Origin of the sequence: Pseudomonas bubulae (assembly GCF_900618535.1) — a bacterium.
Lineage (GTDB): Bacteria > Pseudomonadota > Gammaproteobacteria > Pseudomonadales > Pseudomonadaceae > Aquipseudomonas > Aquipseudomonas bubulae.
Map to the genome: position 1 here is coordinate 215,893 of NZ_UYJA01000001.1, position 22,515 is coordinate 238,407.

At 57.7% G+C, this 22,515-nt stretch carries 19 protein-coding genes and 1 pseudogene; 10 read left to right on the top strand and 10 right to left on the bottom strand.

Annotated elements, in window-relative coordinates; translation table 11 throughout:
* Positions 1–44: 44 nt before the first annotated feature.
* The 3 genes from PPTH39_RS01020 to PPTH39_RS01030 all read right to left on the bottom strand — a co-directional run bounded on the left by PPTH39_RS01020 (position 45) and on the right by PPTH39_RS01030 (position 2,903).
* Entirely contained in the window at positions 45–1,016 is a 972-nt protein-coding gene (locus tag PPTH39_RS01020) for a sugar kinase (protein WP_095000148.1), read from the bottom strand.
* On the bottom strand, positions 1,009–1,791 hold the full coding sequence (locus tag PPTH39_RS01025) for a sugar phosphate isomerase/epimerase family protein (RefSeq protein WP_095000149.1): 783 nt from the start codon (positions 1,789–1,791) through the stop codon (positions 1,009–1,011). The genes PPTH39_RS01020 and PPTH39_RS01025 overlap by 8 nt, the downstream gene beginning before the upstream one ends.
* Positions 1,792–1,874: 83 nt before the next feature.
* Positions 1,875–2,903, bottom strand: coding sequence for a LacI family DNA-binding transcriptional regulator (locus tag PPTH39_RS01030; protein WP_095020074.1), 1,029 nt, complete (start codon positions 2,901–2,903; stop codon positions 1,875–1,877).
* A 659-nt stretch (positions 2,904–3,562) separates the two neighbouring features.
* On the opposite strand from PPTH39_RS01030, the gene PPTH39_RS01035 reads away from it, so the two are divergent.
* The 6 genes from PPTH39_RS01035 to PPTH39_RS01060 all read left to right on the top strand — a co-directional run bounded on the left by PPTH39_RS01035 (position 3,563) and on the right by PPTH39_RS01060 (position 11,889).
* On the top strand, positions 3,563–5,005 hold the full coding sequence (locus PPTH39_RS01035) for a serralysin family metalloprotease (RefSeq protein ID WP_095038912.1): 1,443 nt from the start codon (positions 3,563–3,565) through the stop codon (positions 5,003–5,005).
* Positions 5,006–5,140: 135 nt separating this feature from the next.
* Positions 5,141–5,452 carry an AprI/Inh family metalloprotease inhibitor gene (locus PPTH39_RS01040; RefSeq protein WP_198417385.1) on the top strand — a complete coding sequence of 104 codons (312 nt, stop codon included), beginning with the start codon at positions 5,141–5,143 and terminating at the stop codon, positions 5,450–5,452.
* Positions 5,453–5,573: 121 nt separating this feature from the next.
* Positions 5,574–7,316, top strand: coding sequence for a type I secretion system permease/ATPase (locus PPTH39_RS01045; RefSeq protein ID WP_130871414.1), 1,743 nt, complete (start codon positions 5,574–5,576; stop codon positions 7,314–7,316).
* A 17-nt stretch (positions 7,317–7,333) separates the two neighbouring features.
* Positions 7,334–8,644: an HlyD family type I secretion periplasmic adaptor subunit gene (locus PPTH39_RS01050; RefSeq protein WP_232527583.1), complete on the top strand. Its 1,311-nt coding sequence runs from the start codon at positions 7,334–7,336 to the stop codon at positions 8,642–8,644.
* A gap of 13 nt (positions 8,645–8,657) precedes the next feature.
* Complete coding sequence (locus PPTH39_RS01055) at positions 8,658–10,013, top strand: TolC family outer membrane protein (RefSeq protein ID WP_095018559.1); 1,356 nt, start codon at positions 8,658–8,660, stop codon at positions 10,011–10,013.
* A 25-nt stretch (positions 10,014–10,038) separates the two neighbouring features.
* Entirely contained in the window at positions 10,039–11,889 is a 1,851-nt protein-coding gene (locus PPTH39_RS01060) for a polyurethane esterase (protein WP_130871788.1), read from the top strand.
* 62 nt (positions 11,890–11,951) lie between these two features.
* Here the strand turns inward: PPTH39_RS01060 and PPTH39_RS01065 are convergent, their stop codons facing one another.
* Positions 11,952–13,586: a methyl-accepting chemotaxis protein gene (locus PPTH39_RS01065; protein ID WP_095023370.1), complete on the bottom strand. Its 1,635-nt coding sequence runs from the start codon at positions 13,584–13,586 to the stop codon at positions 11,952–11,954.
* Positions 13,587–13,869: 283 nt separating this feature from the next.
* Between PPTH39_RS01065 and PPTH39_RS01070 the strand changes: the two genes are divergently transcribed.
* Positions 13,870–14,700, top strand: coding sequence for an undecaprenyl-diphosphate phosphatase (locus PPTH39_RS01070; protein WP_095000155.1), 831 nt, complete (start codon positions 13,870–13,872; stop codon positions 14,698–14,700).
* Positions 14,697–15,113 (top strand): DUF1294 domain-containing protein, encoded by a 417-nt coding sequence (locus PPTH39_RS01075; RefSeq protein ID WP_095000156.1) that lies wholly within the window; start codon positions 14,697–14,699, stop codon positions 15,111–15,113. The genes PPTH39_RS01070 and PPTH39_RS01075 overlap by 4 nt, the downstream gene beginning before the upstream one ends.
* On the opposite strand, the gene PPTH39_RS01080 is transcribed toward PPTH39_RS01075, so the two are convergent.
* Together PPTH39_RS01080 and PPTH39_RS01085 are read right to left on the bottom strand one after the other, a co-directional pair.
* The gene (locus tag PPTH39_RS01080; protein ID WP_095018561.1) at positions 15,102–15,446 is read right to left on the bottom strand and encodes an MmcQ/YjbR family DNA-binding protein; all 345 of its coding nucleotides are present in this window, start codon (positions 15,444–15,446) and stop codon (positions 15,102–15,104) included. The two genes, PPTH39_RS01075 and PPTH39_RS01080, sit on opposite strands and share 12 nt — an antisense overlap.
* 5 nt (positions 15,447–15,451) lie before the next feature.
* Positions 15,452–16,360: a LysR substrate-binding domain-containing protein gene (locus PPTH39_RS01085; RefSeq protein WP_095000157.1), complete on the bottom strand. Its 909-nt coding sequence runs from the start codon at positions 16,358–16,360 to the stop codon at positions 15,452–15,454.
* A 126-nt stretch (positions 16,361–16,486) separates the two neighbouring features.
* On the opposite strand from PPTH39_RS01085, the gene PPTH39_RS01090 reads away from it, so the two are divergent.
* Both PPTH39_RS01090 and PPTH39_RS01095 read left to right on the top strand, forming a co-directional pair.
* A complete protein-coding gene (locus PPTH39_RS01090) occupies positions 16,487–17,098 on the top strand; it encodes an FMN-dependent NADH-azoreductase (protein WP_095000158.1) in 612 nt (203 codons plus the stop codon).
* 138 nt (positions 17,099–17,236) lie between these two features.
* Complete coding sequence (locus tag PPTH39_RS01095) at positions 17,237–18,307, top strand: alpha/beta hydrolase family protein (protein WP_130871416.1); 1,071 nt, start codon at positions 17,237–17,239, stop codon at positions 18,305–18,307.
* A gap of 2 nt (positions 18,308–18,309) precedes the next feature.
* On the opposite strand, the gene PPTH39_RS01100 is transcribed toward PPTH39_RS01095, so the two are convergent.
* The 4 genes and pseudogenes from PPTH39_RS01100 to PPTH39_RS23630 all read right to left on the bottom strand — a co-directional run.
* Entirely contained in the window at positions 18,310–18,699 is a 390-nt protein-coding gene (locus tag PPTH39_RS01100; protein WP_095000160.1) for a tail fiber domain-containing protein, read from the bottom strand.
* 147 nt (positions 18,700–18,846) lie between these two features.
* On the bottom strand, positions 18,847–20,034 hold the full coding sequence (locus tag PPTH39_RS01105) for an MFS transporter (protein ID WP_095000161.1): 1,188 nt from the start codon (positions 20,032–20,034) through the stop codon (positions 18,847–18,849).
* A gap of 231 nt (positions 20,035–20,265) precedes the next feature.
* The gene (locus PPTH39_RS01110; protein ID WP_029611422.1) at positions 20,266–21,852 is read right to left on the bottom strand and encodes an ABC-F family ATPase; all 1,587 of its coding nucleotides are present in this window, start codon (positions 21,850–21,852) and stop codon (positions 20,266–20,268) included.
* 20 nt (positions 21,853–21,872) lie between these two features.
* Positions 21,873–22,091, bottom strand: a pseudogene (locus PPTH39_RS23630) (hypothetical protein); the annotation flags it as partial.
* Positions 22,092–22,515 lie beyond the last annotated feature (424 nt).

Below are 22,515 nucleotides of genomic sequence, written 5' to 3' on the forward strand. Positions count from 1 at the left end.
GGTGCTCCTGAGCTTGTTTTTGTTTTTTCGCAGCAGGTGACAGGTCAAGCAGATAGCGGTGTTTCAAGAGGCGCGTGCAGCGCGTTGTAGTGGTTCAGTTCGTCGCGGGTGGGCAGGCCTTCCATATCGCCGCGGCTCTGTACGGCGCGACTGCCAATCCAGTTGCCGCGCTGTACGGCCTCGGCAAAACCGAGATTTTCCAGCAAGGCACTGACTACCCCGACGGCAAAGCCATCACCGGCACCCACGGTGTCGATAACGTTGGCCACCGGCACAGCCGGGACAAACTGCTCAACCTGGGCGGTGCGATAAAACGCGCCTTTGGCCCCCAGTTTGATAATCACGGCTTCAGCACCCTGATCGAGATAGAAGGCGGCGATATCGGACGGGTCTTCAAAACCTGTCAGTAGCCGGCCCTCACTCAAGCCCGGCAGTACCCAGTCGGCGTGGGCAGCAAGCGCATTGATGTCGCGAATCATCTGTTGTTCGCTGGCCCACAACGATGGGCGCAGATTCGGATCGAACGACACGCTGTTACCTGCTGCGCGCATCGACTTCATCAGCTCAAAGGACAGTTCATTGCAGCTGGCCGACAGCGCAGGCGGTATGCCGGTGGCGTGCAGGTGGCGGGCGCCGAGCAACTGCGGGTTGAGCACGGAGCGGTCCATATGGCTGGCGGCCGAGCCCCGGCGGAAGTACTCCACCTGTGGGTCGCTGCCGTCGTCAACGCGGGATTTGAACTGAAAGCCCGTGGGATGTTGCGTATCAGTGGTCACGTACTGGCAGTTCAGCCCTTCGGCTTGCAGTGCATGGCGTACAAAGCGCCCTAGGGAGTCCGCGCCCACTCGGCTCAACCAGGCGACATTGAAGCCCAGTCGCGCAAGGCCAATGGCCACGTTGCTGTCCGCCCCGGCGATGCGTTTGTGGAACCGTTCGACCAGGGCCAGATCGCCAGTTTCTTCAGCCACCAGCATGGCCATGGTTTCGCCAAACGACAGCACATCGACCTTAGACATGGCTCAACTCCTGTTGTTTTTGGCTCAAGCGCGCCAGTACGGCGACGTGTTCCTGGGTCAAGCCGTCCAGATCCGAGCCCTGCAGCGGATATTCGATGGCCCGGGTCAGACCGTGGGGCATATGGGTCATCAGGTGCTGCCAGTGCTGCAGGTCGGTGTCGGTTGGCGGTGTGGCGACCAGTTTGCCGTCCGGGCGACGGCTCACGCCTTTGCAGTGCAGATAGGTGACGTAGCGGCCCAGCAGGCGGGCTGCGGTACTGGCCGACTGATCCTGCCAGTGCCAGTTGCCGATATCGAAGGTCATGCTGATTGGCGCTTGCTGTTGTTCAACCTGATCGAAAAAACGCTGCATGGGCTCAATGCGCCCACCGTAGGAGGTCTGGTCGTTTTCTACCAGCAGGCGTACAGGTTGCTGGTTGAGCAGGGCAGCGAGGTTTTGCAGGTCACAGTGTTCGGTGAAATAGCCCAGTGACACTTTCAGCCATTGGGCGCCGAAAGCGTGGGCGCGCTGCAAGGTGGCCAGCAGTTGGGTATTGGGCCGCGACTGCCCGGCTTCCCACAGTTCCAGTGGCGATGAGAACACGCATTCAAGCCCGTTATCCTGCACGGCTTGGCTGAATGTGGTCGGATCTTCTGTGGTCAGCAGTTCTTCGCGCAGTTCGATGCGTGACACACCGGCGTTGGCCAACACTTCAATAAAGCTGGCCTGGCCGCGCTGGCGAACCAGATCGGCACCGTAGCTCGACAAACTGATGGAAACGGGAAATGTAGTCATTGTCATTATTCTCTGAAACCGGTTTCATTTTGTTGTGCATCAAACGGCCGGTAACCGGGTCAAGGTTGTCAGCCGGTAATGTGTCAGGCAGTCATGGGTGATCGGGTTGAGCCGCGAACAATCAATTGAGGGGCAAAATCCAGTGCCAGGGGTGCAGATTTGTCACCGCCCAGGCGTTTAAGCAGGCAGTCAAAAGCGCTGGCACCGATCTGTTGCGTAGGCTGGGCCAGGGCAGTGATGCCGTTACCCACCAGCGGGAACCATTCCAGGTCATCCAGGGCAATCAGGCCCACGTCTTCAAACAAGCGGCAATTCAAGTCGCGCAGCACCTGGGTACAAGCCAGCGCAGCCAGGCCGTTGGCACAAAATATGGACTTGGGGCCGTGGCCGGGTGCTTGCATGAAGGACTGGATGGCAGCACGAAGGCCTGTACCGGTTTTTACTACGGCGCCGTGCAGGGCAGGGCGCGCGGCCAACTGGCGGGTAAAACTGTCGATGCGCTCGATTCGCGAACTGGTGCCATCGACCGGCTCACTGACCATCAGCACATCGCGATAGCCCTGCTGCTCAAGATGCTCCACAGCCATGCGCACCGCGTCAGCGTTATCGAGGCCGACCAGATCGGTATGCAGTTGCTCGACTTTGCGGTCGATCAGCACGATGGGCATTTCCTGATGCAGTTCTTGCAGTGCGTCAGGGTCATGGCCAAGGGTGTTAAGGATCAATCCTTCGATATTGTAGGAGCGTAGCGCTGCCAGATGCTGACGCTCTTGCTCGTCATTACGGTCGGTATTGCACACCACCAGGTTGTAGCCGTGCAGGCGGCAGGCGGTTTCGACGCCGTGCATGACGGCAATGGAGTAGGGGTTGCGGATATCGGCCACCAGCATGCCGATCAGCCGTGTGCGTCCGCGTTTCAGGCCACGGGCCATTTGATTTGGGCGATAGCCCAGGTCATTGATAGCGCGCTCGATCCGTTCGGCGATGGCTACGGAGAGCAAGGCGCGGTCTTCGCCGATAAAGCGTGACACGCTGGCCTTGGAGACGCCGGCGCGCTGGGCAACATCGAGCATGGTTACGCGGGAGCGTTGAGCTGCGGAAAAACTGTTCACGGCCTGAAACCTTTTATTGGTGTTATCGCAGGCGATTTCGCGGGTGGGCGCTGAAACCGGTTTCATGGAAACCCAAATACCCTGATGACGTCAAGTGACAATGGTTTTAAGGGATACCCGGACCTGTAGCCGCTGAGGAGCGAAGCGAGGCTGCGATCGGCTGCGCAGCAGTCGTAGAACCAGGCCGCTCGACCTCTCAGACATACCGAAATTGCCGGTTTTACGAGCGCTTCGCGCCTCAGCGACTACAACGATCAGGCAACTTGCTAGTTGCGACGCAAACTTGTCAGTTAGCGACGTTGCACATATAAAAATCGAGAAGTTGTCGTGGCGAGAAAGTTATATGACGAGTGTTATATCAATCTGCTTTCGGCCCAGGTTAGAGACGAACGGGAAGCCGTTTAATTTAACTTTTTATAATTAGAGCAGGCAGTCAGTTAGTGGTCGATAGCGGATAAAAAAATACTGCCGGTCAAGTATTCAATGTTTCCGGGAACTTGCGCCGTTTGCGCAAATAAGCCGTAAAAAAGTACTGGACTAAATATTTCAGGTTGTGTCAGTTTTGCTCCGCCATAAACGGCGAGTGATAGGACGATCTCGCCAAGGGGTCGTCGTGGTCTGTCAATAAACTTTCTACTGCTAAACAAGGAAATGTTTACATGTCGAAACTTAAAGAGAAAGCGGCACTGTCCGTTGGCCAGGTACAAGCGGCAAGCGCCAGCAGTTCTGCCTTCACTCAGATTGATAACTTTAGCCATTTCTATGATCGTGGTGATCATCTGGTCAATGGCAAACCTTCGCTCACTACCGACCAGGCCGCCGATCAGCTCACGCGTTCCGGCGCCAGTTGGCACGACCTCAACGGCGACGGTGTGATCAACCTTACCTACACGTTCCTCACGGCACCGCCGGTGGGTTACGCGACCCGTGGCCTGGGCACTTTCAGCCAGTTCTCCTCGCTGCAGAAAGAGCAGGCCAAGCTGTCGCTGGAATCCTGGGCCGATGTGGCCAAGGTGACCTTCACTGAAGGCGCTGCAGTCCGTGGCGGTGATGGCCACATGACCTTTGCCAATTTCAGTGCAAGTAACGGCGGTGCGGCGTTTGCCTATCTACCCAGCAGTTCGCGCAAGGGTGAGTCGTGGTACTTGATCAACAAGGACTATGAGGTCAACAAGACCCCGGGTGAAGGCAATTATGGTCGCCAGACCCTGACCCATGAAATCGGCCATACACTGGGCCTGTCGCACCCGGGTGACTATAACGCCGGCAATGGCAACCCGACCTACCGGGATGCGGTGTATGGCGAAGACACCCGTGCCTACAGCGTTATGAGCTACTGGAGTGAAAGCAACACCGGCCAGCATTTCACCAATAGTGGCGAAGGTGCTTACGCCTCTGCGCCATTGCTGGATGATATTGCGGCGGTGCAGAAACTCTATGGCGCCAACCTCGAAACCCGCGCTGGCGATACGGTCTATGGTTTCAACTCCACCGCCGATCGTGATTTCTACAGCGCGACGTCTGCCAGTTCCAAGCTGATTTTCTCGGTGTGGGACGGTGGCGGCAACGACACCCTGGACTTCTCCGGCTTTAGCCAGAACCAGAAGATCAACCTGACTGCAGGCTCGTTCTCCGATGTTGGCGGCATGACCGGCAACGTGTCGATTGCCCAAGGCGTCACCGTGGAAAACGCCATTGGCGGTTCGGGCAACGATCTGCTGATCGGCAACAGCGCTGACAATGTGCTCAAGGGCGGCGCCGGCAACGACATTATCTATGGCGGCGGCGGTGCTGATACCTTGTGGGGCGGTACGGGTTCAGATGTGTTTGTGTTTGGCGCGGTGTCTGACTCTGCGCCGGGTGCAGCCGATATCATCATGGACTTCCAGTCCGGTATCGACAAAATTGATGTATCGGCCATCACCAAGCTGGCCGGGCTTAACTTTGTCGAGGCCTTTACCGGCCGTGCCGGTGAAGCGATTGTCAGCTATGACACGGCCAGCAACCTGGGCCACTTTGCGGTCGATTTCAGCGGTCATGCCGTTGCCGACTTCCTGGTGAACACTGTTGGCCAAGTGGCAACTTACGACATCGTTGTCTAAGCCTGCCGGTACACGGGCAGCGCGCAAGCGCTGCCCTCTGCCAGGAAGCCTGAAATCATGAGTCATTTGGCATACCGTTTATTCAGGGCAGTGGGGTGTATCGCCGCACTGCTGACTTTTACCACAGAGAGCGCCATGGCCAATTCCTTGCTGTTGATGAGCCCCGCACAACTGGCGGGCAGTTGGACGTTTTACCTGCAGGGCGATGCAAAAGAGGCCTGCACGGTGCAGTTGATTGCCGAACATAAAACCTTCAGTGCGCAAGTGAAGTGTTTGAAAACATGGTTGGGCGAAGTGCCAAAAAGTTGGTCGCCAACACCGGACGGTCTGTTTCTGATGGGCGAGGATGGAACAGCTCTGGTGCATATGAACCGGATTGAGCCCGGTCACTATGAAGCGAAGATCAAACCCGAAACAGTGTTGGTGATGGTGCGTGGCAATCATTAAGTTGTACCGAAATTGTAACTTCAATCGCGCGAGGCTGGGCGCCCCCTGTTAGGAGCGGCGCAAGTGCGCCTGTCAGTTTTATTTATGTGCGAAAGCCGTACTTATCGATCAAGGACGATTCATGAGGCGATTGAAAAACAGCACCGTTGCGCCGTTGATACATGCACTGGCTGACTATAAGAGCATTCTGGTCAGCGTGGGCTGCTTTACTGCCCTGATCAATATATTGATGCTGGTGCCATCGATTTATATGCTCCAGGTGTATGACCGGGTACTGTCGTCACAGAACACAACAACGCTGGCCATGCTGTCATTCATGGTGGTGGGTTTTTTCATCTTTATCGGGATGCTTGAAACGGTCCGCAGTTTTATTGTGATCCGCATCGGCAGCCAGCTGGAGCGCAGGTTCAACCAACAGGTGTACCGCGCCGCGTTCGAGCGCAACCTGTTCAGCGGCCAGGCCCACGCCGGGCAGGCATTGGGGGATTTGACCCTGATCCGCCAGTTTGTCACCGGTCCGGCGCTGTTCGCCTTCTTTGATGCTCCGTGGTTTCCCGTCTATTTGTGCGTGATCTTTCTGTTCAGTCCCTGGCTCGGTCTTATGGCGACGTCTGGGGCACTGCTGCTCATAGCCCTGGCGTGCATCAATGAGGTGATGACGCGCAAGCCCCTGAGCCAGGCCAGCCTGTACTCCCAACAATCCAGCCAATTGGCTACCAGCCACCTGCACAATGCCGAGACCATTCAGGCCATGGGCATGCTGGGTGTGTTGCGCCAACGCTGGTTTAACCTGCATTCGCGATTTCTGGCCGAGCAAAACAAGGCCAGTGACACCGGCGCAGTGATTGGTTCGGTGAGCAAAACCTTGCGCTTGTGCCTGCAGTCACTGGTGCTCGGCCTGGGTGCCTTGCTGGTGATCAACGGTGATATGAGCGCGGGCATGATGATTGCCGGTTCGATTTTGATGGGCCGTGTGCTGAGCCCCATCGATCAGTTGATCGCTGTCTGGAAGCAATGGAGCTCGGCAAAGTTGGCCTATCAACGCCTGGACAGTCTGTTGCGCGAGCATCCGCCCAGTGAAGACAACATGCAGCTGCCAGCCCCCATGGGTCAGGTGAGCTTTGAACAGGTCAGTGCGGCACCGCCGGGACAGCGCCTGCCCACCTTGCATCAGGTCAGCTTTAGCCTCAATGCAGGCGAGGTGCTCGGTGTGCTGGGTGCGTCGGGTTCGGGCAAGTCGACCCTGGCGCGGGTACTGGTAGGCGTCTGGCCGACGCTGGCGGGCACGGTGCGTTTGGATGGCGCGGACATTCACCAGTGGAACCGCGATCAATTGGGCCCACATATCGGCTACCTGCCCCAGGACATCGAGCTGTTCAGCGGCAGCATTGCCGAGAATATCGCCCGCTTTCGTGAGGCAGATCCCCGGCAGGTGGTCGCTGCGGCGCAGCAGGCCGGGGTTCACGAGATGATTTTGCGTTTGGCGCAAGGTTACGACACGGTTCTGGGGGACGAGGGCAGTGGCCTGTCGGGCGGGCAAAAGCAGCGGGTCGCTCTGGCGCGTGCCTTGTATGGCAATCCGCGGCTGGTGGTGCTGGATGAACCCAACTCCAACCTCGATGCCGTCGGTGACGCAGCCCTGACCCGGGCCATTGCTCACCTCAAGGCGCAGGGCTGCACCGTGGTGCTGGTGACGCACCGTTCGGCGTCGCTGGCCCAGGCCGACAAACTGCTGGTACTCAATGAAGGTCGCTGCCAGGTGTTCGGGCCAAGTGCCGAGGTGCTCAAAGCCTTGTCCGGGGCCCAGCAGCAACACGCCGCGCCGCAGGCGGCCAGTATCAACCGTCAGAGTGCTGAAGCATGAGCAAGGACGCTGGATTGATGAATGACCACAATCAACCGCCCGTGCGCGAGCGCGGGGCGGGATTTTACGTGCGGGCAGGCTGGGTGCTGACCCTGGTCGGAGCGGGCAGCTTTTTTCTCTGGGCCAGCCTTGCACCGCTGGACGAAGGCATACCGGTACAGGGTACGGTGGTGGTCTCGGGCAAGCGCAAGGCAGTGCAGTCGTTGGGTGCCGGAGTGATGAGCCAGATTCTGGTGCGCGAGGGCCAGACAGTACGTCAGGGCGAGGTATTGTTTCGACTGGACCAGACCCAGGTTGAAGCTGACGTGCAATCCTTGCGCGCGCAGTACCGCATGGCCTGGGCCAGCCAGGCGCGCTGGCAAAGCGAGCGTGACAACCTGGCACGGGTGAGTTTTCCGCCGGAATTGAGTCTGGACCCTGACCCTCGGCTGGCCCTGGTACTGGAGGGGCAGCAGCAGTTGTTCAGTAGCCGGCGCGAAGCCTTTGCCCGTGAACAGGCCGGGCTCAAGGCCAGTGTCGAAGGCGCAACCCGGCAACTGGACGGTATGCGTCGTGCGCGCAGCGATCAAATAGCGCAGGCCGACTCCCTGCGCCAGCAGTTGAGCAACCTGCGCCCCCTGGCTGAAAAAGGGTATATCCCGCGCAATCGCCTGATGGAATACGAGCGGCAGCTGTCACAGGTGCAGCAGGATCTGGCGCAGAACGCCGGTGAAAGCGGGCGTATCGAGCAGGGTATTTTGGAGTCGCGGCTCAAACTGGCGCAGCACATCGATGAATATCAGAAGGAAGTGCGTAGCCAACTGGCCGATGCCCAGCTCAAAACCCTGACCCTGGAGCAGCAACTGACTTCGGCCGGGTTTGACCTGCAGCACAGTGAAATCTCTGCGCCAGCTGATGGCATCGCAGTCAACCTCAGCGTGCATACCGAAGGCGCGGTGGTGCGGGCGGGCGAAACCCTGCTGGAGATCGTGCCGCAGGGCACCCGCCTTGAGGTCGAGGGACGCCTGCCGGTGCATCTGGTGGACAGGGTGGGCAGCCAGTTGCCAGTGGATATTCTGTTTACGGCATTCAATCAAAGCAGCACACCGCGTGTGTCGGGGCAGGTCAACCTGGTTTCCGCCGACCAGTTGCTCGATGAAAAAACCGGCATGCCGTACTACGTGCTGCGCAGTTCGGTGAGTGATCAGGCGCTGGAGAAACTCAACGGGTTGGTGATTAAACCTGGCATGCCGGCCGAGATGTTTGTACGCACGGGCGAGCGTTCGCTGCTCAATTACCTGTTTAAACCGCTGCTGGATCGCGCAGGGTCTGCGTTGACTGAGCGCTAGGATGCTGCCATTTATGAAAACAGCTTCGATGTTGGGCCTGGGCCTCGCGCTGTGGGCGGGCCTCGCAGCCAGCGCACAGGCACTGGGGCCGTTTCAGGTATATGAACAGGCCTTGCGCAATGATCCCGAGTTCCTCGCCGCGATCAAGGCGCGGGACGCGGGCCTGGAGAGTCGCAATATTGGTCGTGCCGGGCTGCTGCCCAAACTCTCGTACAACTACAACAAAGGCCGCAATAACTCCCAGGCCACCTATTTGAATGAGCGTGGCAATACCCACGACGACCGCAACTACAACAGTTATGGCTCGACCTTGACCTTGCAGCAGCCATTGATCGATTACGAGGCGTACGCCAATTACCGTAAAGGCGTGGCCCAGTCGCTGTTTGCCGATGAGACATTTCGCAGCAAAAGTCAGGAACTGCTGGTGCGGGTGCTGACCCATTACACCCAGGCGTTGTTTGCGCAAGACCAGATCGACAATGCCCGGGCCAAGAAAAAAGCCTATGAGCAGCAGTTTCGGCAAAACGAGCACATGTTTCGCCAGGGCGAGGGCACCCGCACCGACATTCTTGAAGCCGAGTCGCGTTACGAGCTGGCCACTGCCGAGGAAATCCAGGCCCATGACGAACAGGATGCGGCCTTGCGCGAGCTGGGCGCGTTGATTGGCGTGGCCACCCTGGATATCGATGAGCTGACGCCATTGACCCGCAGTTTCAGCTCATTGCCGCTGGAACCGGGGAGTTTCTCGAGCTGGCATGAAATGGCACTGGAGAGTAATCCGATACTGGCGTCGCAGCGTGAGGCGCTGGAAGTGGCAAGGTACGAAGTTGAGCGCAACCGGGCAGGGCATCTGCCCAAACTCAATGCCTATGCCAGCGTGCGAAAGATGGAATCCGACAGTGGCAACACCTACAACCAGCGCTACGACACCAACACCATCGGCATTGAAATCAGTGTGCCGCTGTATGCAGGGGGCGGGGTGTCGGCCTCGGTGCGTCAAGCCAGCAGCAATCTGGCCCAAGTGGAGTACGAGCTGGAAGGCAAAACCCGTGAAACCCTTATCGAACTGCGACGCCAGTTCAATGCCTGCCAGTCGGGCGTGAGCAAACTACGGGCTTATCAAAAAGCGCTGATTTCAGCCGAGGCGCTGGTCGTATCGACCCGTCAGAGCATTCTGGGCGGGGAGCGGGTCAATCTCGATGCGCTAAACGCCGAGCAGCAGCTGTACAGCACGCGGCGTGACCTTGCGCAAACCCGTTACGACTATCTGCTGGCCTGGACCAAGCTGCATTTTTACGCAGGCACCCTGGGCGCACAGGACCTGGCACGGGTCGATGAAGCGTTTATCGCGCCGGGGCAAGCATATTGATTTGATCAACGAAGAGAGAAAAACCATGGCAGTGTTTGACTACAAGGATGTGGGTTCCAGCGTATCGGCAACACAGTTCAAGGATGCGATGGCAATCATGCTGTACAGCTATCACAACCTGGACAACGGCTTTGCCGTGGGTTACCAGCAACATGGCCTTGGCACCGGGCTGCCTGCCACACTGGTCAAGGCCTTGCTCGGCGGTACCGATGCCCAAGGGGTAGTGCCGGGGATTCCCTGGAACCCCGATTCGGAAAAGCTTGCCCGCGAGGCGGTCGAAAAAGCCGGGTGGACCCCTATCAGTGCAGAACAGTTGGGCTACACAGGCAAAGTCGATCAGCGCGGGACTTTTTTTGGTGAAAAAGCCGGCTACGGCACTGCCCAGGTGGAGATCCTCGGCAAGTACGCAGCCGATGGCCAACTGACTTCCATCGGTATCGGTTTTCGCGGCACCAGCGGACCGCGTGAGTCGCTGATTAGCGATTCCATCGGCGATGCCATCAGCGATTTGCTGGCAGCGATCGGGCCTGCCGATTACGCTAAAAACTACAGCGCCAACGCGTTTGACATGCTCCTGGGCAAAGTGGCGACCTTTGCCAGCGCGCAAGGGTTGAGCGGCAGCGACGTACTGGTCAGTGGCCACAGCCTTGGCGGCCTGGCCGTCAACAGCCTGGCAGACCTGAGTGGCGATCATTGGGCGGGGTTTTATCGCGACTCAAAGTACATAGCCTTTGCTTCACCCACCCAGAGCGAAAGCACCGACAACGTGCTCAATATCGGCTACGAGAACGACCCGGTGTTCCGTGCCCTCAATGGTTCGGATTTCAATCTGTCGTCGCTGGGCGTGCATGACGCGCATCAGCCATCCGCCACCAACAATATTGTCAGTTTCAATGATCACTACGCTTCCACCGCGTGGAATCTGATGCCCTTTTCGATTGCCAATATTTCGACCTGGATCACCCACTTGCCCAGTGGCTATGAAAGCGGCATGACGCGGATTTTCGACTCGGCGTTTTATGACCTGACCGAAAAGGACTCGACCATTGTGGTCGCCAACTTGTCCAGTCCGGCACGGGAAAACACCTGGGTGCAGGACCTCAATCGCAACGCCGAACCGCACAAGGGCAGCACCTTTATCATAGGCAGCGACGGTAATGACTTGATTCAAGGGGGACGCGGCAATGACTTCCTGGAAGGTCGCGACGGCAATGACACCTTCCGTGACAGTGGCGGCTACAACATCATTCTGGGTGGCAAAGGCGTCAATACGCTGGACTTGCAACAATCGTTGAGCCGCGTGGATGTGGTCAATGACGGGCAGGGCGCCTTGTATGTGCGCGATAGCCACGGCGGGATCACTATTGCCCGTGATATCAGTTTCCTGATAACCGAAGAGCCCGCCTGGCTGGGCCTGACCCACCGCGAAGTCAGCCATCGAGTTGATGATCAGGGGCTGTGGGCCGGCAAAGACCGCAGTGATTACACTCACTCGGTCAAGGCAGGGGCTGCGGACAGTACCCTCACGGCCGGTGAGCAGGGTGACTGGCTGCTGGGGCAGGGCGGCAACGATCACTTGATCGGTTTGCACGGCAATACGGTGTTTGTTGGCGGCGCAGGCAATGACCTGCTGGAGTCGGCAGGCGGTAATAACACCTTTGTGTTCAGCGGCCATTTTGGCAACGACACACTGCTGGGCTACCAGCCCAGTGACAAGTTGGTATTCCTGGGGGTGGATGGTGGCTACAACGCGGACTACCGGGCCCATGCCAGCGCGACGGGGCATGACACCGTGCTCAGCTTTGGCAGCGACTCGGTGACCCTGGTGGGTGTAGGGCTGGCCTCCCTGGCGAGCACGGACATTGTCATCGCCTGACGGCGAGTTGCAAGGGGCAAGCTTCAAGCGTGCTGCTTGTCACTTGCCGCTTGCGGTTGCCTCTAAACCTTAAACTGACGTAACAGCCCATTGAGCTGCACGCTGAGCTCCTTGAGGTGGGCACTGGCAGCGCTTGATTGCTCTGCCGCCAGGGCGGTGCCTTGGGACAGTTCGGCGGCCTGGGTCACATTCAGGTTGATGTCTTCCACGACATGGGCCTGTTGCAGGGTAGCGCTGGCTATCGAGGCATTGAGGTCGTTGAGGTTGCTCAGGGCCTGGCCGATGCTGGTCAGGCTCTGCCCGGCCTGGGTGGCCTGTTCGATGGTCAGCTGGGAGGCGCGACTGCTGCTGCCGATCACGTTGACGGCGGCTTCCGAGTGTTTTTGCAGGCCTTCGATCATGGTCTGGATTTCGGCCGTGGATTTTTGCGTGCGCTGGGCCAGTAGTCGAACCTCGTCCGCCACCACCGCAAAACCCCGACCCTGCTCACCGGCGCGGGCTGCTTCGATCGCAGCGTTGAGGGCCAGCAGGTTGGTTTGCTCGGCAATCGAGCGGATCACTTCAAGCACGCTGCCAATTTCGCTGCTTTGCGTTGCCAGGGTGCGGATCACCTCGACGGCCTGATGGATGGTGGCAGACAGCTGGCCGATCTGTTCCAGGCTGGTATCGATATTCTGCTGTCCAAGCTCGGCTTGTGACTGCGCACCGCGCATTTCGCTGGCCGCGTGCTCGGCGTTTTTCGCCACATCTTGCACGGCGCAGGTGACTTCGTTGATCGCCGTGGCCACCTGATCCATTTGCAGGGCTTGCTGCTGGCTGCGCTGTTGCGCGGCGCTGGCGTCACTGCCCAGTTCCGTGGAGGACTGGTCGAGTGCCGTGGCAGTGGCCTGTAAATGGCTGATCACATTGCGCAGCTTGGCGGTAAAGGCATTGAAATGATGGGCCAGTAAAGTGACCTCATCACGGCCGTGGGTATCCAGGCTTCGGGTCAGGTCGCTTTCACCACTGGCGATATTGGCCATGGCCTGCACGGCCTCTTGCAGCGGTCGCACGATGCTGCGAGCAATCAGGGTCACCAGCAGCGCCATGATCAACGCGATGCCAAGGCCAGCCCAACTGGCTTTCCAGGCTTGAGCGCGGAACTCGGCCTGCATGTCGTCGATATACACGCCCGAGCCTATTACCCAGCCCCACGGCTCGAACAGTTGTACATAAGAGGTTTTTTGCACAGGCGCTTCGGCGCCCGGTTTTGGCCAGCGGTAGTCCACCATGCCCGAACCTTTGCTTTTGGCCAGGCTGGCCATCTCGTTGAAAATCGCAAAGCCGTCCGGGTCCTTGATGGCCGACAGGTCTTTGCCATCGAGTTTGGGGTTGGTGGGGTGCATGACCATATAAGGGCGCAGGTCATTGATCCAGAAATAGTCATCGTGGTCATAGCGCAGCTGGCTGATCACGGTCAGCGCCTGCTGTTGCGCGGCTTCACGGCTCAAGCTGCCGGCAGCTTCCAGGCCCTGGTAATAGTTGAGTACCCCGCTGGCTGCTTGTACCACGTGCCGGGTTTTCTGGGCTTTACCTTCATACAAATCGTCATGTATCTGTTTTAGCATCAGCAATCCCAACGCCAGCAGCATGGCCATGGCCACAATCAAGATCAGCCATAAACGTCGGCTGATGGATAACCCGCGCAGGGTATTCATAAAGGCTCACTCCTGGTTTTTCTTCTTGTGGTGATTCACAGAACAACTTTTTTCAGACTTGCCTGTCAGACGAGACCGAGCTCATGTCATAGCAGCGAAAGTGGAACGTGTCTGATAGGATCTCGGCCGAAATTGGCAAAGCTTCATCTTTATTGATTTCTGACAGTTTTTTCACAGCGCGTCGGGGCGCATGTCGCACTTTTGTCCTGCTCCGGAGCCGTGGCTGCAACACCTTAATCAAGACTAATCAGCTCTGCATGAGGCAGGGCTTTATGGGGGAATAATGGATCTTTGGACTGCCGCTCAGGCGTTGATTTTGGGCGTCGTTGAAGGCTTGACGGAGTTTTTGCCGATCTCGAGTACGGGCCACCAGATTATTGTGGCCGACTTGCTCAACTTTGGCGGCGAGCGGGCGATGGCATTCAACATCATCATCCAGCTGGGTGCGATTTTGGCTGTGGTCTGGGAGTTTCGCCGCAAGATCATCGATGTTGTCGTTGGTTTGCCCACCAAGCCCGAGGCACGTCGTTTCACCACCAACCTGATTATCGCGGTGATGCCGGCGGTGGTGCTGGGGGTGATTTTTGCCGATGTGATCCACGAGTACCTGTTCAACCCGATTACCGTGGCCACGGCCCTGGTGATTGGCGGTGTGATCATGCTGTGGGCCGAGCGCCGCCAGCATGTGATTCGCGCTGAAACCGTGGACGACATGACCTGGAAAGACGCGGTGAAAATCGGCTTTGCCCAGTGTCTGGCGATGATTCCCGGCACTTCGCGCTCGGGTTCGACCATTATCGGCGGCCTGCTGTTTGGTCTGTCGCGCAAGGCGGCCACCGAGTTCTCATTCTTCCTGGCCATGCCGACCATGGTCGGTGCTGCGGTTTACTCCGGCTACAAGTACCGTCATCTGTTCCAGCCTGACGACCTGCCGGTCTTCGCGATCGGTTTTGTCACCTCGTTTATCTTCGCCATGATCGCAGTACGCGCCTTGCTGAAGTTTATTTCCAATCACAGCTATGCCGCTTTTGCCTGGTATCGCATTGGTTTTGGCCTGTTGATCCTGGCCACCTGGCAGTTCGGCTGGATTGACTGGACGGCAGCTGCAGCGTGAGGAATGGGCATAACGGCGCACCGGTGCGTGGCTTGAAGCTCAAGTTGCTGGTATTGCTAGTGCTGTGCGCCTTGCCGATGGGTGGCTCGGTGAGCGTGTTGCTCACCGGGGGCAGCCCGCTGCCGTTGCTGGCCTATGCAGTGGCCAGCCTGCTGGCGTTCGGCCTGTACCGCTACGACAAGCAACAGGCAGCGGCTGGCCAGTGGCGCACGCCGGAGAAAGTATTGCACGGGGTTGAGCTGCTGGGCGGTTGGCCAGGGGCACTGGTGGCGCAACAAATGTTTCGCCACAAAACCCGCAAATTGTCTTATCAGCTGTTGTTCTGGTTGATTGTGGCTGTGCATCAGGTGGTATGGATCGACGTCCTGTTCCTGAACAGGTCGTTTCTCCAGTTGTTGCGGTTACAGCAGTAAACCGATCTGACGTTTTTTCGCCAGTTTTCCCACCACCAGTTGGTGGGAACGGCGCAACAGGTCCTGCAGCTCTTCAGCGCCCATCGGATAAGGTGCTTGCATATTGATCCAGTACGCTCGCGCCAGATAAGGCGACGGGCGTATACCCGGCCGATCGATGTAGCCCAGAAACAGTTCTTTCTCGACCTTGAACGAAAGCCCGTTGCTGTTGAGGTTGAACAGGGCAAACATCTTGCTGTCGTCGATAAAAAAAACCTCGACCCCACCCCATTTCACTGCTTCCTGAGCGCCCGGCAGGTTTCGGCAGAATTCGGCTACATCCTGTTTGGTCATTGCGGTCATAGCAGTTTGTCTCCACAGCTTTCGAATGACTCAACCAGGTGGTCGATCCAGGCCCGCACGGCCGGTATCACCCCGCGTCTGTGGGGGTACACTGCGTGCAGCCAGCCACCGGGCAGGGTCCATTTGGGCAATAGTTGAACAAGCTGGCCGTCTTGCAGTTCCTGCTCGCAATACATCATGGGCAACACGGTGAAACCCAGGCCGGCCAAGGTGCAAGCTTTGCGCACGATAAAATCGTCAACCCCCAGGCGTGCTTCAAGCACCAGGTTGCAACCCTTGCCGTGCTCGTCGAGCATGCGCAAGTGAACCATGCGATCGGCCTCGAGCGCGCCCAGCAGCGGGATTTTTTTCAGGTCTTCAGGGCTATCAACCGGCCAATTACGGGCAAACTCGGGGGTGGCTACCATCACGGTGCGGGCCTGACGCAGGCGCCGCGTGACCAGCGACGGGTCTTCATCGCCTTCTTCGCGCACCCGCAAGGCCACATCGATGCCGTCGGTGACCAGATCGACGCGACGGTTGAGCAGGTTGACCTCCAGCTGCACCAGGGGATAGGCCTGCAGAAAGGAACTGATCACCCCGGGCATAAATTCATGGGCCAGCCCCACGGGGCACGACACACGCAAGGGGCCGCGTGGCTCGCTGGACATGCTGGCAACGGCTTCGTCGGCCATTTCGGCTTCCAGCAACATGGCCTGGCAATGGCGCAGATAACGCTCGCCCACAGCGGTCAGCTTGAGCTGACGTGTGGTGCGCTGCAGCAAGCGGGCGCCCAGACGCTCTTCAAGTTCGGCCACGCGCCGCGACAGACGTGACTTGGGGATGCCCAGCAATCGTCCGGCAGCAGCGAAGCCACCGGATTCGACCACCTTGGCGAAATAGTAAAGGTCGTTAAGGTCTTGCATGGCGTGCTCACTGTCCTGCAGGTGGGACGAACTATCGCATAATGGCCAACTTATCGTCGATTGCTTTCATTGGTAGTATCCCCTCCATCGAGATCGCCCAGAGGCGGTCATCATCTGGAGATCACCATGAAACTGTTGCATATCGATTCGAGCATTCTGGGCGACAACTCGGCATCCCGTCAGTTGAGCAGCGAAGTGGTCAAGGCATGGCAGGCTGCTGATCCACAAGTAGAGGTCAGCTACCGCGACCTGGCCGCTGAAGCCATTGAGCATTTCTCGGCCGCTACCCTGGTGGCTGCCGGTACTCCGGCCGAGCTGCGTGATGCGGCACAAAAACACGAAGCCCAGTTGAGTGCTGACACCCTGGCCCAGTTTCTCGCGGCTGACGCGGTGGTGATTGCAGCGCCGATGTACAATTTCACCATTCCAACCCAGCTCAAGGCCTGGATTGACCGCATCGCAGTTGCTGGCCAGACCTTTCGTTATACCGAAGCCGGCCCTGTAGGGCTGTGCGGCAACAAGAAAGTAGTAGTGGTATCGACCTCCGGTGGCCTGCATGCGGGTCAGGAAACCGGCGTAGCTCACGAAGATTACTTGAAAGTGATGCTGGGCTTCATGGGCATTACCGACGTCGAATTTGTCCGCGCCCACGGCCTGGCCTATGGCGACGAGGTACGCAGCAAAGCCATGAGCGATGCACATGCGCATATCAAGCAGGATCTGTTCAGCGCAGCGTAAGCAATCTCAGGCGCAGCACTGTCTAAACTCTGTATTCTGGTCTTTGTAAAAGGATCGGGGTACGGAGTTTTTTGCGTATGGCCCGGGTTGTGCAGAGTGTGATGCTGTCGAGCAATGCACCGTTGAAGGTGAGCCTCCATGATGCGTCTGTGTGCGGTACTGGTGTTGTTGATCGCAGGTTGCCCTGTCATGGTGCAAGCTGAGCCCGGATACCACTGGAGCGCGGGTTTTCATCGCCTGAGCTTTCTCGATCCGCTGGACGATCAGCCCATGCGCGCCATTGCCTTTTATCCTTCCACGGATCCCGAAGGCGTCAGCAAGATGGGCAGCTACGAAGTGCAAGCCATCGAAGATGCGAAAATCGCCATGGGCCGTTATCCGCTGCTGATGCTGTCCCATGGAAACACCGGCACGCCACTGGCGTTGCATGACCTGGCCACCTCATTGGCGCGCAAGGGGTTTGTAGTAGTCGCCGTGCTGCACCCTGGCGACAATTACAAGGATCACAGCCGTCTGGGCACACTGAGTAACCTTTATGGGCGGCCGATGCAAATATCTGCTGCGATCAGCGCGACTCTGGCCGATCACGATTTGTCACCCTATGTGCAAGACGATCAAGCAGGGGTCATCGGTTACTCGGCAGGGGGCGAAACGGCGTTGATCCTGGCCGGCGCCCAGCCTGACCTGGATCGACTGCGCCGCTATTGCCAGGAACGCCCTGAAGACCGTGATGCCTGTACTACCAAGGGCGAGTTGATCGCCGATCGTGATGACTTGGTAGCTGTCTCGGACCCTCGCGTAAAAGCCCTGTTGCTGATGGCGCCTTTGAGCCTGATGTTCGGCCGGCAAACCCTGGCTGATGTGAATGTGCCTGTGCTGCTGTACAGCGGTGACAACGATCAGTTGGTGTTTCCCGATAAGAATGCCGATGCCCTGGCGCGCAAGCTGCCCGTGGAACCTGAGTTCAAGATGATCCCCGGTGCCGGGCACTTCGTCTTCATGGCGCCCTGCAGCGACGAGCAAATGGCGGTTATGCCCGGTTTGTGCACGGATGCTCAAGGGGTTGATCGAGAAGACATCCATCGTGACCTGATTTATGAGGCGGGGAGGTTTTTCAGCAAGGTCCTGGAACCTGCAGCACAGGGCAGAACCGCTTCAACCGACCACCAGACTTGCCCTGTTGGCCGGTTGGGCGCTCGCCACTGTTAGTTCTATTTTTGCGCGGCTTCAAGTTGTTTGATACGCGCATCCATTTCGCGCACTGATTCGATCAGGGGGGCGACAAGTTTCTCGTAGTCGACGCGTAACTGATTGTTATCCTCGCGCACCAACTGCGGATAAACTTTTTGTACGTTTTGGGCAAGAACGCCGATATCTTTACGGCCACCGTCCTTCCAGTCGAAAGTTACGCCCTGAATTTGCAGTAACGTATCAGTGGCATTTTTCATTGGCTGAATATTGGTTTTAAGGTTCGCATCACTGAACGGGCAGCACGGCCATCCCGGCGGGAAGTCATAAAAATCTTTGGACTCCGCGTGGGCTGTTGCTTGCAGGCCCATGAACAAAAAAGGTACTGCCATTATCGTTAGATACTTTTTCATATGATACTCTGCAGTGTTATCCAAAATAATTGGTATTACAGCGCAGAAAATAATATCCCTAAGTGCTCTTCGCACAATGATGGCTAAACGATTTAACTTTTTCCGATTATTACTGAGCGTAATCAGTTCGCCATGTCAGAAGAAGTTTTAACGCGTTTTTCGGTTTGACAACCAAACGCTCAACAGTAATCCCAGAATGCACATCACCGCTGCACTGAAGAATATCCACGGGTACCCCATGTTCAGCGCAATTACCCCCATGATCGGCCCCGCGATGGCCAGAGCCAGGTCAAAAAACACGGCATAGGCACTTAGCCCGGCGCCGCGGCTGGAAACAGGCACTTGCTTGACCGCTTCGACACCCAGGGCCGGGTACACCAGGGACAAGCCAAAGCCGGTCAACCCTGCCCCTGCCAGGGCAAATGCGGTGCTGGGTGCCAGCCACAGCATGACCAGCCCCAGCGTTTCGATGCTCATGCAGGCAATCGCCACGTTGTAGCCACCAAAGCGGCTGATGCTGTTGGTAAAGATCAGGCGGCCCAGGATAAAACACACACCAAATACTGACAGGCAATACGCAGCCCCGTCCCAGCCCTGGTCAATATAAAACAGGGTGATAAAGGTGGTCAGCGTGCCATAGCCAATAGAGGCCAGGGTCAGGCTGATGCCATAGGGAGCAATCAGGCCAAACACTGACCAAAAGGGCAGGCGCACGCCAGCGACCGCCGGGATTGCCGGTTTTTTGCGAATCAGCCCCAAGGCTGCCAGCGCCAGCAGCAACAGGGTTACACCCAGCATGGCAAAGCCCAGCCGGTCGACCATCACCACGCCCAGAGGCGCGCCAATGGCGATCGCGCCATAGGACGCAATGCCATTCCAGCCGATAGCCCTGGCGGTATGTTGAGATCCCACCTGGGCAATGCCCCAGGTGATGGTGCCGACACCGATCAGGCCCTGGGCAATGCCGAGAAATACCCGGCCGACAATCAAAACGCCCAGGCTCAGCAGTGGCCAGTCTTGCAGCGCTACGGCCAGGGACGTGAGCACGCCGCTGATGGCGATGCCGGTCAAGCCATACACGATGGCGGGCTTGGTGCCGATGCTGTCGACCAGTCGCCCGGCTGAGGGGCGGCTCAGCAGGGTGGCCAGATACTGCGACGCAATGGCCAGCCCTGCGACGATCGCACTGAAGCCCAGTTGGTCATGCACATAGCTCGGCAAAACGGCTATCGGCAAGCCAATACAGATAAAGGCAATAAAGGTGTAGAACACGATCGACAGGATCTGCAGGGTGATCGACAGGGAGCTTGCAGGGGAAGGGTGTTGCGCGGGCATTAGCGGGGAGTCCGGCTGGCGATCGGTAACCGACATGATGGCGCGGCCCCGGGATAAAAGAAAGCAGGCTAACGGTAATATTGGCCCACGCACACAGCCTGTGGGAGCGGGCTTGCTCGCGATAAAGGCGCTGCGCTGTATCAGGCCTCACGCGAGTGGCTAAAGGCCAGAAACGAAAAACCCCGTCACCAGGACGGGGTTTTCGTTATAGCTGATCAGGCAGTGCCTGAATCAGAACGTAACGCCCTGGCTGCGCAGGTAGTCATCGTAGGTGCCGCTGAAGTCGATCACGCCGCTTGGGCTCAGCTCGATAATACGAGTGGCCAGGGAGGATACGAACTCACGGTCATGGCTGACGAACACCAGGGTGCCCGGATAGTTCTCGAGTGCCAGGTTCAGCGCCTCGATGGATTCCATGTCCAAGTGGTTGGTCGGTTCGTCCATGACCAGCACGTTGGCCTTTTGCAGGATCAACTTGCCGAACAGCATGCGACCTTGCTCACCACCGGAAATAACCTTGACCGACTTGAGGATGTCATCGTTGGAAAACAGCATGCGGCCCAAAGTACCGCGCACCATTTGTTCGCCCTGGGTCCATTGGCCCATCCAGTCGAACAGGGTCATGTCGTCTTCGAAATCGTGAGCGTGATCCTGGGCGTAGTAGCCCAGTTCGGCGGCTTCAGTCCACTTCACCGTACCGGCATCCGGGGTCAGTTCGTTGACCAGGGTGCGCAGCAGGGTGGTTTTGCCAATACCGTTCGGGCCAATGATCGCAACGCGCTCGCCGGCTTCAACGGTGAAGCTGAAGTCCTTGAACAGAGTCTTGCCATCAAAGCCTTTGGCCATTTGCTCGACAATCACAGCCTGACGGTGCAGCTTCTTGTTCTGCTCGAAGCGAATGAACGGGCTGACACGGCTCGAAGGCTTGACCTCGGCCAGGGTGATCTTGTCGATTGCCTTGGCGCGGGAGCTGGCCTGCTTGGATTTCGAGGCGTTGGCCGAGAAGCGGCTGACGAACGCTTGCAGTTCGTTGATCTGCGCTTTCTTCTTGGCGTTTTCCGACAGCAGTTGCTCGCGCGACTGGGTCGCGACGGTCATGTACTCGTCATAGTTGCCCGGGAACAGACGCAACTCGCCGTAGTCCAGGTCAGCCATGTGGGTGCACACGCTGTTCAGGAAGTGACGGTCGTGGGAGATGATGATCATCAGGCTGTTGCGCTGGGTCAGAATGTTTTCCAGCCAGCGGATGGTGTTGATATCCAGGTGGTTGGTGGGTTCGTCGAGCAGCAGTACTTCAGGATCGGAGAACAGCGCCTGAGCCAGCAATACGCGCAGTTTCCAGCCTGGCGACACTTCGCTCATCGGGCCGAAATGCTGCTCGATACCGATACCCAGGCCCAGCAACAGCTCGCCGGCACGGGATTCGGCGGTGTAACCGTCCATTTCAGCGAACTCGGTTTCGAGTTCGGCTACGGCCATGCCGTCTTCTTCAGTCATTTCCGGCAGCGAATAAATGCGATCGCGCTCGGCCTTGACCTTCCACAGCTCTTCGTGACCCATGATCACGGTATCGATCACGGTGAATTCTTCGTAGGCGAACTGGTCCTGGCGCAATTTACCCAGACGCACGTTCGGCTCCAGCATGACCTGGCCGCCGGACGGCTCAAGGTCATCACCGAGGATCTTCATGAAGGTGGACTTGCCGCAACCGTTGGCACCGATCAGGCCGTAGCGGTTACCGGCGCCAAATTTTACTGAAACGTTCTCGAATAGCGGCTTTGCGCCGAACTGCATCGTGATATTTGCTGTGGAGATCAATTACTTTACCTATCAATAGCTTAGAGTTCGCTGGTTTCAGCCGGTACCCATATGGGACCAATTTGGAGCTTTTCCAGCTCGCTCCAATCTGAGCTTGAGTCGAACCAATGCGCATACGTTGACAGCAACATTTGGACGCTATGGCCAAGCTGCTGGGAAATGAAGGCGGGATTCAAACCGGACATTGAGCGTATTGTCTCATAGGTATGGCTACAGTTGTATGGCACCGGGCATCTGATTCAGTGTGTTTGCTGGCTGACTGCACAAAACCCTGGTTTGGTATGACAGGTACCTCTCTTTGAAGCGCAAGCGGCCCAAGGATTTCGCCTGGCCCGTGAGAAGCCTGCTTTTAATGGAGGCTATGAGAAGCCGTCAGCGGCAAATACGAATTTGCATAGGGTTTTTTTGCAGGCAAATCTGCCGGTATTTCCGCGTATGGCCTACAGGGTTGCCCTGTAGAAAGCCGATGTGAATGAGCGGCGCATCTTGCGAAAGGCCCATATTCAATCATGGTGGGCAGCGTCACTCATAGGGTGCTTTATGCACACCTTGGAACTGCAAGCCCCGGTAGTCGGGCGAAGTTCGTGCAGAGGTCAATCATTCAAAGAGACAATGAATGCCTTTGATTTGTAGGGATGAACAATTTAAAAGCCATGCCCTGAA

What these genes read in the sequence shown, in the direction of transcription:
- PPTH39_RS01020 (WP_095000148.1), bottom strand. Translation starts at nt 1,016, where the DNA reads ATGTCTAAGGTCGATGTGCTGTCGTTTGGCGAAACCATGGCCATGCTG.
- PPTH39_RS01025 (WP_095000149.1), bottom strand. Translation starts at nt 1,791, where the DNA reads ATGACTACATTTCCCGTTTCCATCAGTTTGTCGAGCTACGGTGCCGAT.
- PPTH39_RS01035 (WP_095038912.1), top strand. Translation starts at nt 3,563, where the DNA reads ATGTCGAAACTTAAAGAGAAAGCGGCACTGTCCGTTGGCCAGGTACAA.
- PPTH39_RS01040 (WP_198417385.1), top strand. Translation starts at nt 5,141, where the DNA reads ATGGCCAATTCCTTGCTGTTGATGAGCCCCGCACAACTGGCGGGCAGT.
- PPTH39_RS01045 (WP_130871414.1), top strand. Translation starts at nt 5,574, where the DNA reads ATGAGGCGATTGAAAAACAGCACCGTTGCGCCGTTGATACATGCACTG.
- PPTH39_RS01050 (WP_232527583.1), top strand. Translation starts at nt 7,334, where the DNA reads ATGAATGACCACAATCAACCGCCCGTGCGCGAGCGCGGGGCGGGATTT.
- PPTH39_RS01055 (WP_095018559.1), top strand. Translation starts at nt 8,658, where the DNA reads ATGAAAACAGCTTCGATGTTGGGCCTGGGCCTCGCGCTGTGGGCGGGC.
- PPTH39_RS01060 (WP_130871788.1), top strand. Translation starts at nt 10,039, where the DNA reads ATGGCAGTGTTTGACTACAAGGATGTGGGTTCCAGCGTATCGGCAACA.
- PPTH39_RS01065 (WP_095023370.1), bottom strand. Translation starts at nt 13,586, where the DNA reads ATGAATACCCTGCGCGGGTTATCCATCAGCCGACGTTTATGGCTGATC.
- PPTH39_RS01070 (WP_095000155.1), top strand. Translation starts at nt 13,870, where the DNA reads ATGGATCTTTGGACTGCCGCTCAGGCGTTGATTTTGGGCGTCGTTGAA.
- PPTH39_RS01080 (WP_095018561.1), bottom strand. Translation starts at nt 15,446, where the DNA reads ATGACCAAACAGGATGTAGCCGAATTCTGCCGAAACCTGCCGGGCGCT.
- PPTH39_RS01085 (WP_095000157.1), bottom strand. Translation starts at nt 16,360, where the DNA reads ATGCAAGACCTTAACGACCTTTACTATTTCGCCAAGGTGGTCGAATCC.
- PPTH39_RS01090 (WP_095000158.1), top strand. Translation starts at nt 16,487, where the DNA reads ATGAAACTGTTGCATATCGATTCGAGCATTCTGGGCGACAACTCGGCA.
- PPTH39_RS01095 (WP_130871416.1), top strand. Translation starts at nt 17,237, where the DNA reads ATGATGCGTCTGTGTGCGGTACTGGTGTTGTTGATCGCAGGTTGCCCT.
- PPTH39_RS01100 (WP_095000160.1), bottom strand. Translation starts at nt 18,699, where the DNA reads ATGAAAAAGTATCTAACGATAATGGCAGTACCTTTTTTGTTCATGGGC.
- PPTH39_RS01105 (WP_095000161.1), bottom strand. Translation starts at nt 20,034, where the DNA reads ATGCCCGCGCAACACCCTTCCCCTGCAAGCTCCCTGTCGATCACCCTG.